This window comes from Acinetobacter chengduensis, from assembly GCF_003664645.1.
GTDB lineage: Bacteria > Pseudomonadota > Gammaproteobacteria > Pseudomonadales > Moraxellaceae > Acinetobacter > Acinetobacter chengduensis.
On record NZ_RCHC01000002.1, the window covers coordinates 191,492 to 206,702 of the forward strand.

General features: G+C 40.7%; 17 protein-coding genes, 4 tRNA genes and 1 riboswitch. Of the genes, 5 read left to right on the forward strand and 16 right to left on the reverse strand.

Features of this window, described 5'->3' with window-relative positions; translation table 11 throughout:
• Positions 1–45: 45 nt before the first annotated feature.
• The 3 genes from D9K81_RS02470 to trhO form a co-directional block, all read right to left on the reverse strand.
• Entirely contained in the window at positions 46–477 is a 432-nt protein-coding gene (locus D9K81_RS02470) for an ABZJ_00895 family protein (protein WP_120373817.1), read from the reverse strand.
• Positions 478–615: 138 nt separating this feature from the next.
• Positions 616–1,242: a DedA family protein gene (locus tag D9K81_RS02475; RefSeq protein WP_120373816.1), complete on the reverse strand. Its 627-nt coding sequence runs from the start codon at positions 1,240–1,242 to the stop codon at positions 616–618.
• Between the two features lie 193 nt (positions 1,243–1,435).
• Positions 1,436–2,368: an oxygen-dependent tRNA uridine(34) hydroxylase TrhO gene (gene trhO, locus D9K81_RS02480; protein WP_120373815.1), complete on the reverse strand. Its 933-nt coding sequence runs from the start codon at positions 2,366–2,368 to the stop codon at positions 1,436–1,438.
• A gap of 188 nt (positions 2,369–2,556) precedes the next feature.
• Here trhO and D9K81_RS02485 point away from each other — a divergent pair, with 188 nt between their 5' ends.
• Positions 2,557–3,048 (forward strand): DUF1289 domain-containing protein, encoded by a 492-nt coding sequence (locus D9K81_RS02485; RefSeq protein WP_120373814.1) that lies wholly within the window; start codon positions 2,557–2,559, stop codon positions 3,046–3,048.
• Positions 3,049–3,096: 48 nt separating this feature from the next.
• On the forward strand, positions 3,097–3,708 hold the full coding sequence (locus D9K81_RS02490; RefSeq protein ID WP_120373813.1) for a LysE family translocator: 612 nt from the start codon (positions 3,097–3,099) through the stop codon (positions 3,706–3,708).
• On the opposite strand, the gene D9K81_RS02495 is transcribed toward D9K81_RS02490, so the two are convergent.
• Positions 3,700–4,263: a TetR/AcrR family transcriptional regulator gene (locus D9K81_RS02495; protein WP_120373812.1), complete on the reverse strand. Its 564-nt coding sequence runs from the start codon at positions 4,261–4,263 to the stop codon at positions 3,700–3,702. The two genes, D9K81_RS02490 and D9K81_RS02495, sit on opposite strands and share 9 nt — an antisense overlap.
• Positions 4,264–4,368: 105 nt before the next feature.
• On the opposite strand from D9K81_RS02495, the gene D9K81_RS02500 reads away from it, so the two are divergent.
• A complete protein-coding gene (locus tag D9K81_RS02500) occupies positions 4,369–4,905 on the forward strand; it encodes an HPP family protein (protein ID WP_120373811.1) in 537 nt (178 codons plus the stop codon).
• A 166-nt stretch (positions 4,906–5,071) separates the two neighbouring features.
• On the opposite strand, the gene ribB is transcribed toward D9K81_RS02500, so the two are convergent.
• Complete coding sequence (gene ribB, locus D9K81_RS02505; protein WP_120373810.1) at positions 5,072–5,731, reverse strand: 3,4-dihydroxy-2-butanone-4-phosphate synthase; 660 nt, start codon at positions 5,729–5,731, stop codon at positions 5,072–5,074.
• Between the two features lie 104 nt (positions 5,732–5,835).
• Positions 5,836–5,985, reverse strand: a riboswitch (FMN riboswitch).
• A gap of 274 nt (positions 5,986–6,259) precedes the next feature.
• Between ribB and D9K81_RS02510 the strand changes: the two genes are divergently transcribed.
• Positions 6,260–8,059, forward strand: coding sequence for a DUF2157 domain-containing protein (locus tag D9K81_RS02510; RefSeq protein WP_120373809.1), 1,800 nt, complete (start codon positions 6,260–6,262; stop codon positions 8,057–8,059).
• Positions 8,056–8,586: a GDYXXLXY domain-containing protein gene (locus D9K81_RS02515; protein ID WP_120373808.1), complete on the forward strand. Its 531-nt coding sequence runs from the start codon at positions 8,056–8,058 to the stop codon at positions 8,584–8,586. Before D9K81_RS02510 ends, D9K81_RS02515 begins: the two co-directional genes overlap by 4 nt.
• Before the next feature lie 100 nt (positions 8,587–8,686).
• On the opposite strand, the gene panD is transcribed toward D9K81_RS02515, so the two are convergent.
• From panD to D9K81_RS02570, 11 genes are all read right to left on the reverse strand, one after another.
• Positions 8,687–9,067, reverse strand: a complete 381-nt coding sequence (gene panD, locus D9K81_RS02520) for an aspartate 1-decarboxylase (protein ID WP_067668515.1) — start codon at positions 9,065–9,067, stop codon at positions 8,687–8,689.
• Between the two features lie 151 nt (positions 9,068–9,218).
• The gene (pth, locus tag D9K81_RS02525) at positions 9,219–9,794 is read right to left on the reverse strand and encodes an aminoacyl-tRNA hydrolase (RefSeq protein WP_120373807.1); all 576 of its coding nucleotides are present in this window, start codon (positions 9,792–9,794) and stop codon (positions 9,219–9,221) included.
• A 19-nt stretch (positions 9,795–9,813) separates the two neighbouring features.
• A complete protein-coding gene (gene rplY / locus D9K81_RS02530; protein WP_120373806.1) occupies positions 9,814–10,110 on the reverse strand; it encodes a 50S ribosomal protein L25 in 297 nt (98 codons plus the stop codon).
• Between the two features lie 98 nt (positions 10,111–10,208).
• Entirely contained in the window at positions 10,209–11,162 is a 954-nt protein-coding gene (locus tag D9K81_RS02535) for a ribose-phosphate pyrophosphokinase (protein WP_106984518.1), read from the reverse strand.
• 37 nt (positions 11,163–11,199) lie between these two features.
• Positions 11,200–11,274, reverse strand: a tRNA-Gln gene (locus D9K81_RS02540).
• Positions 11,275–11,365: 91 nt separating this feature from the next.
• Positions 11,366–11,440, reverse strand: a tRNA-Gln gene (locus D9K81_RS02545).
• An 18-nt stretch (positions 11,441–11,458) separates the two neighbouring features.
• Positions 11,459–11,533, reverse strand: a tRNA-Gln gene (locus tag D9K81_RS02550).
• A gap of 28 nt (positions 11,534–11,561) precedes the next feature.
• Positions 11,562–11,636 (reverse strand) — tRNA-Gln (locus tag D9K81_RS02555).
• A gap of 1 nt (position 11,637) precedes the next feature.
• A complete protein-coding gene (ispE, locus tag D9K81_RS02560; protein WP_228199817.1) occupies positions 11,638–12,471 on the reverse strand; it encodes a 4-(cytidine 5'-diphospho)-2-C-methyl-D-erythritol kinase in 834 nt (277 codons plus the stop codon).
• Between the two features lie 343 nt (positions 12,472–12,814).
• Positions 12,815–13,426, reverse strand: a complete 612-nt coding sequence (gene lolB, locus D9K81_RS02565) for a lipoprotein insertase outer membrane protein LolB (RefSeq protein WP_120373804.1) — start codon at positions 13,424–13,426, stop codon at positions 12,815–12,817.
• Between the two features lie 9 nt (positions 13,427–13,435).
• A complete protein-coding gene (locus tag D9K81_RS02570) occupies positions 13,436–15,148 on the reverse strand; it encodes a tetratricopeptide repeat protein (RefSeq protein ID WP_120373958.1) in 1,713 nt (570 codons plus the stop codon).
• Between the last annotated feature and the right edge of the window lie 63 nt (positions 15,149–15,211).

Sequence of the window (15,211 nt, forward strand, 5' to 3'; positions counted from 1 at the left end):
CACCAATTCGGGTGCTTTTTTATGACTAATCTTCTGTTGTAGTATTTAAGATTTGCGCTTTTTCTGCTTTTCTAAGCCTTTAAGTACATTTTTACTCATCCAACCAAAGCTTAGAGCCAGTAGTGCATAATGAATGAGGAACGTGAATCCAAATGCTAACGCAATTACCCATAGTGGTACTGCACTTAATACGCTAAAAGCTGAAATAGATTTAAATATAGCAAGTACGACGATTACTGAAGAGATCAGGCTAATCATAATTGAAGAGATCAGACAGCCCCAAATGAGTTGTTTCTTTTCTTCAGCGTTAGGGACTCTTTGTTGATCTTGTACAAATTTACTGGCTGTGGCAAATCCTGCGGCCATAATGCTAGCAACTGAGGTGCCGTTAGGTATGTCAAGGAAGTAAATAATGACAGCCATGAGTACCATTGCAGCTAAATAGGCGATAGAAAAGTAAATAATGTATTTTTTCATTCGTGTTTATATTCGAGTGTTATTTAAATGAGAAGCCATAACAAGACGGCAATTTTTTATAATATAAGTATAAGTGATGATTGAGAAATACAAAACGCACATAGAGCGACTTTATGTCTCACTCAGCGGTTAATACTTTTATTTGTTTTGTTGCGCACGATTTTTGCGTTGTTGGCGACGGTATAGAATCCAGATCATCACAACTATCACGATTGCAATAATTACATAGCCAACACGACTAAAGATTTCATGCATCAGTGCTTGGTTTTCACCAAAGTAATAGCCGACACAGGCTAAAAAAGTGGTCCAAATAACCGTACCTAAGCTACTGTAGAGCATGAACTTCCAAAAAGGCATGCGACTCATGCCTGCTGGAATGCTAATCAGTGAGCGTACCGCAGGAATCATACGGCCAAAAAACACAATGCGATGACCATATTGCTCGAACCATGCTAATGCAGTTTTAACATCTTCAGTTTTTATAAACAAATACTTTCCGTATTTATCGACACAGCAAAAAATGCTGTCGTGATTGAACTTATAGCCCACCCAGTACAGCACAGCAGCAGCCACAAGAGATCCAACACTTCCTGCAATAATTACGCCTGTGAGTAGAAGTTGACCTTGTGATGCGGTATAGCCCGCTGAGGGCATAATAATTTCTGAGGGAATCGGTGGAAAGACATTATCTAGAAACATCAGGAAAGCGATACCCAAGTAACCGAGTTGTTGCATGATGCTTAAAATCCATTCGGTTAAATTCATGGGACGTCCAAATATAATCAGATGAAGTAAAAATAAATAGTGTTTGAGTATGCAAGATAATCCATATCATGTGTGTTACAAAATCATGTAAATTGTGTATTTACGAGTCTTTTAAAACATTTTGGCTATTTATAAAGTGCAATAAAAAACCCTCCATTGGAGGGCTTTTTAATTTTATGGGTTTACTACACTTTTAGAGGCGTTTACGTTTCGCTGCTAAAATTTGCGATTGACGCATACGGAAGCCTTCTTTTTGCTTGTCTGTTGTTTTGTTGATGCAGTAAACACAAGACACCCCATGCTCATAGCTTGGTAGCTCCACTTCTGCAGGAACAAGAGGCCAGCCACATGCGTGACATTTAATGTTTGCACCTTCTTCCATACCATGTGTTACGGCTGTACGTCCATCAAATACAAAGCATTCGCCTTCCCATAAGCTTTCATCAGCCGGGGTTTCTTCTAGGTATTTTAGAATGCCACCTTTGAGGTGATACACTTCGTTAAAGCCTTCTTGAAGAAGTAGTGATGTTGATTTCTCACAGCGAATACCGCCAGTACAGAACATCGCAATTTTTTTATCTTTGTGTTGTTCCAACTCTTTTTTTACATAGTCTGGAAATTCACGGAAAGTTTCTGTTTTAGGGTCAACAGCACCCTTGAACGTACCAGCTTTATATTCGTAGTCATTACGTGTATCAATTAAAATTACATCGTCACGTGCAATTAGCTCGTTCCATTCTTTCGGGTCTAAGTAATGGCCCACAAGATCACGTGGCTTAACTTCTACGCCTAAAGTAACAATTTCTTTTTTGAGTTTAATTTTCATTTTCCGGAAAGGTTTTTCCGCGCTGTGTGACTCTTTGTATTCCATAGACGTAAAGCCCTCGTCTAAAAGGAATTGGTGTACAGCATCAATTGCAACGCGGTCGCCCGCGACCGTGCCGTTAATACCTTCGTCTGCCACAATAAGAGTACCGCACAAATTGATTGAGCCGACTAAGTTCAACAGGCGTTCTTTTAACGCAGCTGCGTCTTGAACTTCTTTAAATTGATATAGCGCGGCAACAACCCAACCAGTGGTCGCTTGCTGTTCTACAGGTGCAAGCTGTTCTACAGTAGCGTTCATGGAGTACTCCAAAAATAGAAAAATAAAAATAGGAATTTCGAAAGGCGCGTATTTTAACGTGTATTGATGGAATATGCGAGTAAAACAGTACAAGGCAATGACTTCTATTCGTGCTCAACTGCGTGTATATTCGGGGCCTCACGTTGTGTTTTGTTTTAATAACAACAGCAGAATTTTAGGAGTTTGTTTTGAGTAATGACCGTCGAATTGCTTCACTTACGCCATGTGCAGGGCGTTGTTCAACGGTATTTGGTGATGCAGTATGTCGTGGCTGTCGCCGATTCAATCATGAAGTTATTCAGTGGAATACTTATAATTCAGTACAACAAACTGCTGTGTGGAAACGTTTAGACGCACAGTTGGATCAAATTTTAGTGCCTATGCTACCTTTTGCGGATCTTCGTCATGTAGAAGGTTTTGTTCTGTCTAAGCGTGTGCGTTTACGTCCAGATGCGAGCCAAGGACGCAAGTTGTATCATGCCTTAAAGCTGTGTGAAAAAAACCGTCATTTTACCGATGATAGTGGGCTTGGAATTCACTATAAACAAGTGCGACCGCTGTGGGAAGAATTTGAACGTCGTGTATTGGCACTGGCAACAGCCAGCTATGATTTTGCCTTTTTACGAGCAGATGGCATTAGTCATCATTTACTGAAGGTATATGAAGAAGAGGACGAATAGTCCTCTTTTTTTTGATGAAGAGATATAAGGTTATCTTGGTATTTATATATGAACTACTCTGAATATTTTTTATATTGTGTTGCTGTGATTGTGATGATTGCAACGCCTGGGCCAGTCATGCTTTTGGTGGCTAGCGCTGGATTAAAAGGAGGCTATAAAAAAGCGCTACAAACGATTTTTGGGACGAATTTAGCCTCATTGGTGCTGATTGTATTGTCTGTACTGATTTTAAAAGGCGTATTGAATATTAATGAGCAATGGCTAAATGCAATTAAAATATTGGGGTGTATCTATATTGCTTATATTGGCCTACAGGTTTTAAAAGAAGCACGTGAGGCTCAACCCGAACAAAATCAGGTGGCGCTATCCGATACGCAAGGCGGTTTTAAGCAAGGTTTGCTGGTGGGTATTTCCAATCCTAAAGATATTATTTTCTTTGCATCTTTCTTTCCGCAATTTACAGGTATTACAGCTGATTTGAATTTGAGCCTGAGCATTTTAACCATCAGCTGGATTATTTTAGATTTCGCCACGCTGTCTTTGGTTTATCTAGCGTTTAATCGTTTATCAGGCTCCGCCGTGTACCCAAAATTACTGGGAATCTGTGGCGCCGTACTGGTTGTGGTTGCTTTATACGGTATTTATAGTGCTTTATTTTGAAGGCTGGGCTATTAATAAATCAATTAATTGAAAGATCAGCGCTTTTTGTTGGTTGCACATTTGTGCATTAAAGCCATCGATCAATACTGTGCTGATGAGGCCTTCAAGCTGAAGATAAAATAGGGCGCTTATTTCCTGTTGCTGAGGAAGATGGGTGGTTTTGTTTTGGATCAAATCGCGGATCCATTGCTTATGCGCCTGAGAAATGGCAAGGATATCTGTATCTTCAGCATTTGATTCACTCACAGCCCGCACAAACAGGCAACCTTTAAAGTGATCTGCCTGAAACCAGTTGATATGCCAGTCATAAATTTTTTCTAAGGCCTTTATGCCATCAAGTTCTTGAACGCTAGAGAGCAGGCTTTGTCGAAAGCGTTCATCACGCGCTTGTAATACGCTGTAAACCAACTGGTGCTTATTTTTAAAATATGTGTATAGCGTCGTTTTAGAACACCCAGATTCATCCCGAATAAGATCGACACCAACAGCACTAAAGCTTTGCTGATTAAACAGCTGTTCAGCGGTTTTTAATATTTTCTGTGCTGATTTAGACATCGTGCTATTGCCTCATTTGAAATAGTATATTTACAAATAGTACAGATCTGTACTATTTTAATTATAGCGCGCGCGGTATCTAAGATCAATCAAGAGGAAATAAGGATGAATATATTGGCCAGTAAAGAGAAACTAGCGCCTAAACCCTCAGGACAGGCACTGCTACGCGGATTTTGTGGGGGGACGCTCAGCATTTTTATTTTGTTGCTCATCGGGCAGTATTCACATCATGCATGGATCATGGCACCTTTTGGTGCGAGTTGTGTATTGTTGTATGCGGTACCTCAGTCGCCATTGGCACAGCCACGGAATGTGATTTTTGGGCATGTGGTGTCTGCGGCTATAGGTTTATGTGTTGCGCTATATTTTCCAGTTAATACTTTCAGTATTGCTATTACTGTCGGGCTGGCTATTTGTTGTATGCAATTTTTTAGATGTGTACATCCGCCAGCAGGTGCAAATCCATTGGTCATTTTATTGACCGTACATATACAGCACTACGATTGGTGGTTTTTATTATTTCCAGTGTTATCTGGTGCCGTGAGTTTGGTTGTTGTAGCTTATATGGTGAATAATTGGCGCAGTAGTAAACCGTGGCCAGAGTATGGTCTAGCTGTGTGGCACACTAAAACGAAAGAATGAGTGGCCGGTAAGAAGGAAATTACTCTATTTTAGAGTCAGGCTGTGCAGATCTAGCATGTATGCAACTGCTTGCGATTGGTTTTATATAGAATGAATCATCTGTGAAATTAAATACATATAGAAAAGCCCAACACAGAGGATGGGCTTTTCTTCAAAAAGACATTAATTAGAGTTGATGTGCCAAACGGTATTGAACAATTTCATCAATAGTAATTAATGTTAAAGCATGTTTTTCTGCGTAGGACAGGACTTGAATACCAGATGCCATTGAGCCATCCGGATTAGTCACTTCACAGAGAACGCCCGCTGGTTTAAGACCCGCTAAACGTGCCAGATCTACACTGCCTTCGGTATGTCCACGACGAGTGAGTACACCACCATCACGCGCACGTAATGGAAATACGTGTCCAGGACGATTTAAATCACGAGCCACAGCACCATCTTTAATGGCTGCATGAATAGTGGTGGTGCGGTCTTGGGCTGATACGCCTGTAGTCACACCTTCGGCAGCTTCAATGGTCACGGTAAAAGCGGTTTTAAATTGGCTTGAATTATCTGCAACCATTGGTGGTAAGGCTAAATGATCTGCCAGTGTATTGGTGAGTGTGAGGCAAACAATCCCAGATCCATCACGAATCATGCGTGCCATGGTTTCGACATTCAGTGTTTCAGCTGCCACAATGAGGTCAGCTTCATTTTCACGGTCAAAATCATCCATGACCAAAACAGGTTTGCCTTGGCGCATATCTTCAAGTGCTTGTAATACACGTTGCTCTGAAGGGGGAAGTGCTACAAAGAAAATTTCGGGTTGCATTAAACTAGACATTGAAACGCTCTCGTAAGTTTTAAGGTACGGTTGAACATTTCAGGACATGTGAAATAGTGTGGCGTTACGGCATAACTTGAAAATTTCAAGATATTAAGATGTGACGTCGTCTTCTTTCATCCGGACTATACCGTCGGCTTTGGAATCTCACCAAATCTGCTATGCACCATAAAGTACATTGGCTCGTGGGCTATGGGCAATTTATTTAACCCAATTACCACCGGTGGGGAATTACACCCCGCCCTGAAGCGATGTCATTTGATTATATGCTTATTATCCATAAAGGCCAGCTTTTCTGTATGACTAGGCAAATGATTTGAGCAAAAATGGTATTTAGGCTGTTACTGGGTGATGCCTATATTCAATACGTACTGGTGTTATTTAGCAGATCTCTTTAAGCTGGGGGATAAATCATAGTGTTAGAGGGTAATTTATTTATGCACTATAAAAAAGAAAAAAATGATGAAAAAGGTGTGAAGTGCTGAGCTTTAAATCACCTCAAAATAAAAATAAGGTTGGATCGATATTATGGAAAATTTACTGAATCGGCAGAATTTTCAGCAACATTTAACTGCCATCGGTTTTAGCTTATTGGGTGTGAGTATCTTGTATTTAATTGCAGCCAATTGGTGGATGCTACCGCACTCTATTCAGCTGGCTTTGCCACAGATATTACTTTTTATACTTGCGATTGCCAGTGTTTATTTATCTCATGCATCAGAAAGCATCATACAAAGCTTGCATACTTTATGTGGGTTAATGTTAGGTTTATCCCTTGCGGTCATTGGTCAGGTGTATCAAACGGGTGCCAATAGTTATTTGTTATTTTTGCTGTGGTCTGTGCTGTTAGTTCCTTGGTTATATCGCCCAAATACAGGGATTTTTATTTTACTGGGTTTAACAGGATTTCTAACACTTTATCTTGCTTCTGTTCAGTTGGGATTTAAAGGCTGGCAAAGTATTGTTGTGCTACTACTTTGGTGGAGCGGGATGTGGCTACTGGCATCTTGGCAATATCGCGCTTTAGAAAAATATACCTTGCTCTGGATTATTGTTTTATCCGTGGTCAGCATGGTTGGCTTTTTCTCTACGGAGAATCAGTCTGCGTTTATATTCTGGGTCTGTGCTTTTCTACCGCTGTCTTTACTGGCTTGGCAAAGTTACTACAAGCAAGACACTTTGGCTTTTAGCCTGTTGAGTGCGGGTATAGGTATTAACATCTTTATGTGGATAGCCTATGGTTTAGTCTCACAATTAAATTTAGGTAGCTTTGGCTTCTTAATTCTGGTGATGATGAGTCTTGGCATTTTTTACTTAATCACAAAAGTGATACTAAAGGTTTTACCAAAATCTTATGTCAGTACTATTCCCTTAGGTATTGGTGCATGGTTAGCAGGACTTTTTCTTTCGGCCTTTGTTTTTGGCATGGTTCGCTCTGCATGGGGTGCCTTGCTGTGTGGTGTTGTGGCTTATGTGATTGTTATTTTGCAATTTCGAAAAGGGGATAAACTTGCTCAACACTTTAAAAATCAACTGTTGTATAGCTTACTGATATTTTCACAAGTGGGTATGTATGGTGGCGTGTTTGGGCTGACAGAAAATCCAGTATGGGCCATGCTGGTCATGCCACCCTTAATATTGATCACTTATTTATTACGCTTGCGTGCATGGTTGCTGTGGCTACAGCTACTGTCTTTTTATTCTATGCTTTTGCTGAGTTTATATTTTGCGGTGTATGAGTGGCAGATGCATCAGGTCGCTTTTAGCTGGTGCTGGTATGGGGTGCATTACGGCATCTATGGCTTGATTCTCATCGCTTTGCTGAAGTTGGACCAAAAATATCAACGAAGCCTATTACTTTGGGGCTTATGTGTGCTGTTCATTGGTCCTGCATCACTCATGATGGGGCGTGATTTATTCGCCATTTCAGGTGGACTCATTACCGTAGCATGGTGGGGGCAGTTGCTTTTTGCAGGCCTATGGTGGCTGGTGTTTGGCTATGTTTATAAGCGCTATTGTTCGCAGACATTCAGTCCTTTTCAGTTGGCACTTTGGTTTATTTTTTCTATGGTTTTATTGGCCTTAGGGTATTTTGAAATTTTCCTTTGTGTATTGGTGCTGGCTTGGGGGCTTGAGCATCGAGATCGGCTGATCTATGCGTTGAGTATTGTGGTGCTCTGCCTTTTACTTTTTCATCTGTATTATTTCTTGGGTCTCAGCTTTCTTGCAAAAAGCCTCACCATCTTTTTATCAGGTCTGGCTGTATTGGTGTTGCGATATTTGGTACGCCGTAATCAGTTGGTCAATACAGCACAGGACGTGATATGAAAAAAATAATTCCAATCTTTTTGGCAGGACTAAGCTTAATTTTATTTGGTGCCTTAATTGCAAAGAATGAGCAACATTTAGCTACAGGGCAAAGCATTTATGTGTCTTTAGCACCCGTCGATCCGCGCGCATTGCTACAGGGCGACTATATGGCTTTGCGTTATGACTTAAATTTTGTAGGCACTGTACAAGCACCTCGAGGAGCATTAGCTTTGGCTTATGTGCTTATAGATAGTCAGGAGCGTGTTTTAAAAACCAGTTTTAAACGACAAGATTTATTAGGACAGGGGCGTATTTATCCTTTACAGCTTAAGATGGGGAGCGGAGAACTTCCATTCCCAGCATCAGATAGTTATTTTTTTGCAGAAGGTTTGGCCAGTTGTTATGAGCAAGCGCGTTTTGCATTATTTAAAGTGTCGGCACAAGGCAAGCCTGTATTGGCTGATTTAGTCGATGAGCAATTGCAGAGCTTAAATTGTGAGGCACAACAAAAATGGCAAAATGGCGTAAAAAAGTCTGCTATATAAATCTAATCGAGGGTTGCTAAAAGTCATTCGTAGATACAGATGCTTAGAACATCAGGCATATAAAAACCCGCAGATGTGCGGGTTTTTTAAAATCTTGGACTTAAGCCACTTGAACAGGAATACAGTTCGCTGTGTGGTTTACAGTATTATTTGGGTTTGCATACACTAAACGCGGTTTATGCGCATTTGCTTCAGCTTCAGTGAAATCACCAAATGTTGCAATAATCATTAGGTCGCCAACGTCAGCTTGAAGTGCAGCGCCACCATTTACAGAAATGATGCCAGAACCTTCTTCACCACGAATTGCATACGTTGTAAAACGCTTACCATTCGTCACGTTCCACATGTGAATTTCTTCATATTCGCGGATACCGGCTAAATCCAAAAGAATGCCATCGATCGCACAAGAACCTTCATAATGTAATTCTGCTTGTGTTACGACACAACGATGGATTTTTGCTTTTAATAAACGAGATAGCATGGCTAGCGTCTCCTTAGTAGACCTAAGATGTTGATCTTATGGTTAAATCAGTTTCCTACTTGCAGCTTAGACTCGGCAAGCAAGCGCATTTTGCTCTGAAATGAGCAACATGGCAAGAAACATTGTTCAACAATTTGTGGATTGATCAGTTCTATTTGTAAGCATTGATTTGGTTCATGGCTTGTTGTATGTCTCCGTTTACCAGTAGTTTGCTACGTGATAAAGCATGAGCAATAGCATCATCCATTAAACCTTGTTCACTGCTAGGGGCTTTGCCCAATACATGTCCAGATACGCGGTCTTTAGAACCAGGGTGACCAATACCAATGCGTAAGCGATGGAAATTAGGACCTGTATGTGGAACGATATCACGTAAACCATTATGACCACCGTGACCACCACCAGTTTTAAGGCGAATGACACCTGGGTTCATGTCTAGTTCATCGTGTGCAATGAGCATTGCTTCGGGAGCAATTTGATAGAATTTTGCGAAGGGAACAACACTTTTACCTGAAAGGTTCATAAATGTTGTAGGTAACAACAGACGAACGTCCTGACCTTCAATATTACCACGACCACTAATTCCATGAAATTTTGGGTCTGCTTTGAGCGAGATACCATAAGCTTGGGCTAAACGTTCTACGAACCAGAAGCCAGCATTATGGCGGGTTTGGGCATACTCAGAACCTGGGTTGCCCAAACCTACAATCAGTGAAATATTTGACACTAATTTACACCATTAACACTTATGCGCGTTTGAAGTCAGCGTGCATTGGAGTGTTTTTAGACGGGTGACGTTGTAAAGCTTGGATTTTAACGCTTTCAACTTTACCGTCGATGTTGATTTCTACAGTTTCTTCAAAGAAAGCTTTGTTTTCTAAAGCTTTAACAAGCTCACGAAGCTCTAAAGTTACTGCTACAGGAGCTACTTCGCCACCGTAGATGATTGCTGGAACTTTAGCTTGAAGACGAAGGCGGCGGCTCGAACCTTTCCCTTGTACTGCTTCTTCACGTGCTACTGCATTTAATACGAAGTTTGCCATGATAGACATCCTAATTTAAGTTTAATTGACTAGACCTTCGACCAGTCTAGTGAGTAAAAGCCCCGCCAAAAGGCAGGGCTTCGGAATTCAGCGCTATATTATAGATAAGAATCAAACATTGCGCTAATAGATTCTTCGTTGTTAATACGACGAATCGTTTCAGCAACCATACTTGCTACTGAAACTTGACGAATCTTGCCAAGAGCTAAAGCTTCTTCTGAAAGAGGAATTGTGTCAGTAACAACAAGTTCATCAATAACAGAGTTCTTTAGGTTCTCAATTGCTTTACCAGACAATACTGGGTGAGTTGCGTATGCAACAACTTTACGCGCACCAAAAGTTTTTAATGCGTCAGCTGCTTTACACAATGTACCCGCTGTATCTACCATGTCATCAACAATGACACAGTCACGGCCTTTAACATCACCAATCAAATGCATCACTTGTGATTCATTTGCTTTTTGACGACGTTTATCGATGATTGCAAGATCGATATCACCCATTTGTTTAGCAACAGCACGCGCACGTACTACACCACCAACGTCAGGAGATACAACCATAAGATTGTCATGTGACTGTTGACGAAGATCAGCTAAAAGAGCAGGTGTACCGTAGATGTTGTCTACAGGAATATCGAAGAAACCTTGGATTTGGTCTGCGTGTAGATCGATCATTACAACACGGTCAATACCTACAGTTGTAAGCATATCTGCAACAACTTTAGCAGTAATTGGCACACGGCTTGAACGAGGACGACGGTCTTGACGAGCATAACCAAAATAAGGAATCACGGCAGTGATACGGCCAGCGCTCGCACGGCGTAATGCGTCTGCCATAACTAAGACTTCCATAAGGTTGTCATTGGTTGGGGCACACGTAGGCTGTACGATAAATACGTCTTTACCACGAACATTCTCAGTGATTTCTACAGCAATTTCACCATCTGAAAAGGTAGAAACGGCAGCAGCACCTAGAGGAATGTGTAAATGGCTTACGACTTTTTGAGCGAATTGTGGATGCGCAGTTCCACTAAAAACGACAAGATTGGGCATGAAGCACCCTTGGCGGTTGATATATAGGGAAAATAGATGGCAGGGGTAGCTGGATTCGAACCAACGGATGCCGAGATCAAAACCCGGTGCCTTACCACTTGGCGATACCCCTAATGCGGCAGAACTTTAATATTTTTATAGCTTTTTGTCAAGATTATTTAACATCGAAGCTACAAAAGAATGTTCTGTCTTTTTTGAGAAAATGGCAGGGGTAGCTGGATTCGAACCAACGGATGCCGAGATCAAAACCCGGTGCCTTACCACTTGGCGATACCCCTAATTTGATGACTGTAAGATGGCAGGGGTAGCTGGATTCGAACCAACGGATGCCGAGATCAAAACCCGGTGCCTTACCACTTGGCGATACCCCTAATACAGTACATCTACAGATGAATTAAATGGCAGGGGTAGCTGGATTCGAACCAACGGATGCCGAGATCAAAACCCGGTGCCTTACCACTTGGCGATACCCCTATCACACCTTAAATTTGCGTAATGGCGATTCTTGTAAACTATTCACCAAGTAAGCTTTACATGGTGCATTTTCAAGAATGTCATTTACATTCAAATTTTCGGTTAACTCAATAAACACACAAGCACCTGTACCTGTAAGTTTTGCAGTACCGAACTGATCTAAGTATTGCATTGCTTCATCTACTTCAGGATATAAACTTCTTGCCAGAGGCTCAAAGTTATTGCCGAAACTCGATGGCGTTAACTGATAGGCGCAAAATTTAGAGGGCTTTGAGTTTCTTGTCAACGTTTTTTGTGAAAAAAGCAGTTGAGTGCTGATAAAACAATCAGGTTTAAGCACAATGAACTTTTTTTGAGCTAAATCTATGAATGTTAAGTGTTCCCCGATGCCTTCAGCCCATGCATTTTGACCATGCACAAAGATGGGAACGTCGGCACCTAATTGAACACCAAGCGATGCAAGTTGCTCAATTGTTAATCCGCACTGCCAAAGCTGGTTCAAAATAATCAGTGTCGTTGCTGCATTTGATGAGCCACCACCGAGTCCTGCACCCATTGGAATATGCTTTTCAATGCTGATTTTTAAGCCAGTTGGTGTTTTTGCATGTGGTTTTAGAATTTGTGCTGCTTTGTAAATGAGGTTTTGTTCAAGTTCAACAGTGCCAATTCCATCAATTTCGATGTCTGTAGAAGTTGTTTGTTTGAATTCTAGCCAGTCATATAAGTCGATGAGCTGAAAAATGCTCTGCAATTCGTGGTAGCCATTTTCACGGCGTCCAGTAATATGCAAAAACAAATTTAATTTGGCAGGGGAAGGAACTCGAATTACATTCACAATCGTTTTTTCCTGAAACTTAGTGCTTATAAGTGCGTCACGCATTGATTGGGCATTATAGTCGAATATTGTTTTGAGAGGATTGCATTTTGGTACTATGTCAGTTGTGCGCTACCTAAACGATTAAAACATCGAATTTTGCAGGCATTGTACCGAATGAGTTTTCTACAGATCAGTGTCGAGCTGTCTTTTAAATGTGGTGCAAGTTGACTTCAATTACTCGCTCACTATTTATTTTTTATTAGAAAGAAGAAAAAGAGTGAAGAGAGTGATTGAAACAAATGCATTAAGCATGTACCAAAGCATGAGCTATTCATACTTTGGCTACTCATATTTATTGTTTTTAACGGTTTTGAATCACCATGGTGATACGGTTTTCTTTACCAGATTCGAGTGCTTGTTTCAAAATTAGCTTATTAGGTAAGTTATTTTGTTCTGCATAGCTTAAATCCACATCCCAATCATCTTCTGTAATATGAGTGATGCGCTGTTGTTGATCTTTATTTACAACGGCTGAATCTGTGGCTGGTTTTGCTTGTACCCATTTGATTAAATGCGTAATAGGTGCATGCCATCCAGTTGCACGTTCGAGCAACTCTTCTGGGCTGTCTGCGTGGATTTCGCCTGTTTTAGCGCTATTGAGTGTTACTTGGCCTGTGCTACCTGTAATTTGCGTTTTACCCACCCCTAAAATGCCACTTAATTCGATGTCAAATTTATCTTGCTGTTGTTGCCATGTAAAAAAAGCACTGCCAGATTGCTGCGGTGTGCGCACGCCAATTTTGCCTTGTAAGGCAAATTGATCTATAGCTTCGTTTGTAGATTGTGCTTTTTCTGGTGCAGTTGGCTGTACAGTTTGAGGAGGCAGTTGCGGTTTGCTGAATTGTTGACAGCCTGTCAAAGCCAACGTGCTACATGCAAAAAATGGAAGGGTATATTTAGACAGTTGGCGCATCATGCGGGCTTAACTCTTTTTAATATGTTGAGGTAACAATAGCGAATTTAATTGATCTAATTGAGGATCATTTGGGTATTTTTGTTGCAGTTGGTGTAACACTTGGTTGAATTTATTCATGTCACCTTGCATGAAAACAGCACGGGCATAACGTGTGCCAATATTGACGCTGTGGCTTAAGTTATAAGCTTTTTCGAGTACTTGTGCAGAAGTGATAAAATCATTTTGCAAGAAACAAATATAGCCAAGGGTATCCAAAATAGATGCTTGTTCTGGCGCATATTCAAGCGCATGTTCTACATAACTACGTGCTTCATCTAAGCGTCTGTTTTGCATGGCTAATGTGTAGGCATAAGCATTGAGATAAGTTGGGCTATTGGGTTCTAATTTGAGTAGTTTTTTGAGTAAGTTGTCGAGCTTTTCGCGGTCTTGAAAAGGGTCAAGCATGAGCACTTCGGCATATATAAGCTCTGGATCATCTGGCAGGTTTTTAACTGCTTCATCTAATAATCTTACAGCTGCTTTTTTATTGTCCATGCGCTTTAAAATATCGGCTTGTGCTAGATATAAAAAACTTGCATGTTGCGGATAATTCACACGTTCTTGCGTTAAAAAACGAAGTGCATCATTAAGCTTATCTTGCGTGGCAAAAATGTGAATCATGTTGCGTCTAGAAACGGTATACAGGCTACCATCTACAAGGCGGTAATAAGCTTTAGCAGTTTCAAAATGTTGTTTTCGCTCAGCATTTACAGCAAGGTAGTAGTAAGCTTCATTTTGATATTGTGCTGAATAACGGAGTTCAACCAAATATTTTTCGGCCTGCTCATAATGTTCTAAATCAATACTGGTTAAGCCTGCAATAAACAGTGCTTCGTCGGTTTTAGGCCATTTTTTCAGTAAATCTTCTAGTTTACTCAGAGCCAGTTCTGAGCGGTTAATATTGATTAAATACTTTGCTTCCGCAAGGCGCACATCTATATTATTGCGATGCTGATGACTGGCTTTGGCATACCAATTAACGGTGTCATCTATATTGCCTAAAGCATTTAAAATATTGGCTTTTAATAAAATGTAACTGGTAACTTTAGGGCGTTTTTTTAGCGCAAGATTAATGGTGTTGAGTGCATTATCTAATTGATTATTTTGAGCTTCTAAGCCTGCAATTAACACTAAAATAGATGGATTCGTACTTTCTTTGCTTGCACGTAAGGCACGAATTAAAAAGTCACGATCTTCCTCAGATTCTGGCGAAATACCTGTTAAAATTTGAGCCAAATCAGCATTGGGATCAATATTTAAAATCTTATTTAAGGTGTCAGCAGCCAAATCATATTCATGGGTTTTAAGAGCAATATGTGCCAAGTAAAACATGGCAGGTACATCTTCTGGCTCTTGCACCACCCAAAACGTTGCGATGTCTAAGGCCGCTCGCATATCATTTTGTTCTATAGCAATATTTAATGCGCGTTGCTTAACCGTAGTTGAATTGCTTTTTATAGCCAAAACAGTGTAATTATGTACTGCGGTAGGTATATCGTCATAAGCCAGCGCAAACTCAGCAATCATGCTTTGCTTAAGTGCATCATAATTTGAATTTGCATGGTAAAATTCTCCAGATGCTCGAATTTGAGCACTAGAAGCCATGCTACCAAGTAACAAGAATGTGGTAGAATACTGCTTTATTGTCTCGCCGCGAATTCGGCTATTTGTTTGACGCAATTTTTCTTGATCCAAGTAATGCTTTTTATGACACCGATGTTGCACAATAGCATAAATTTAGCG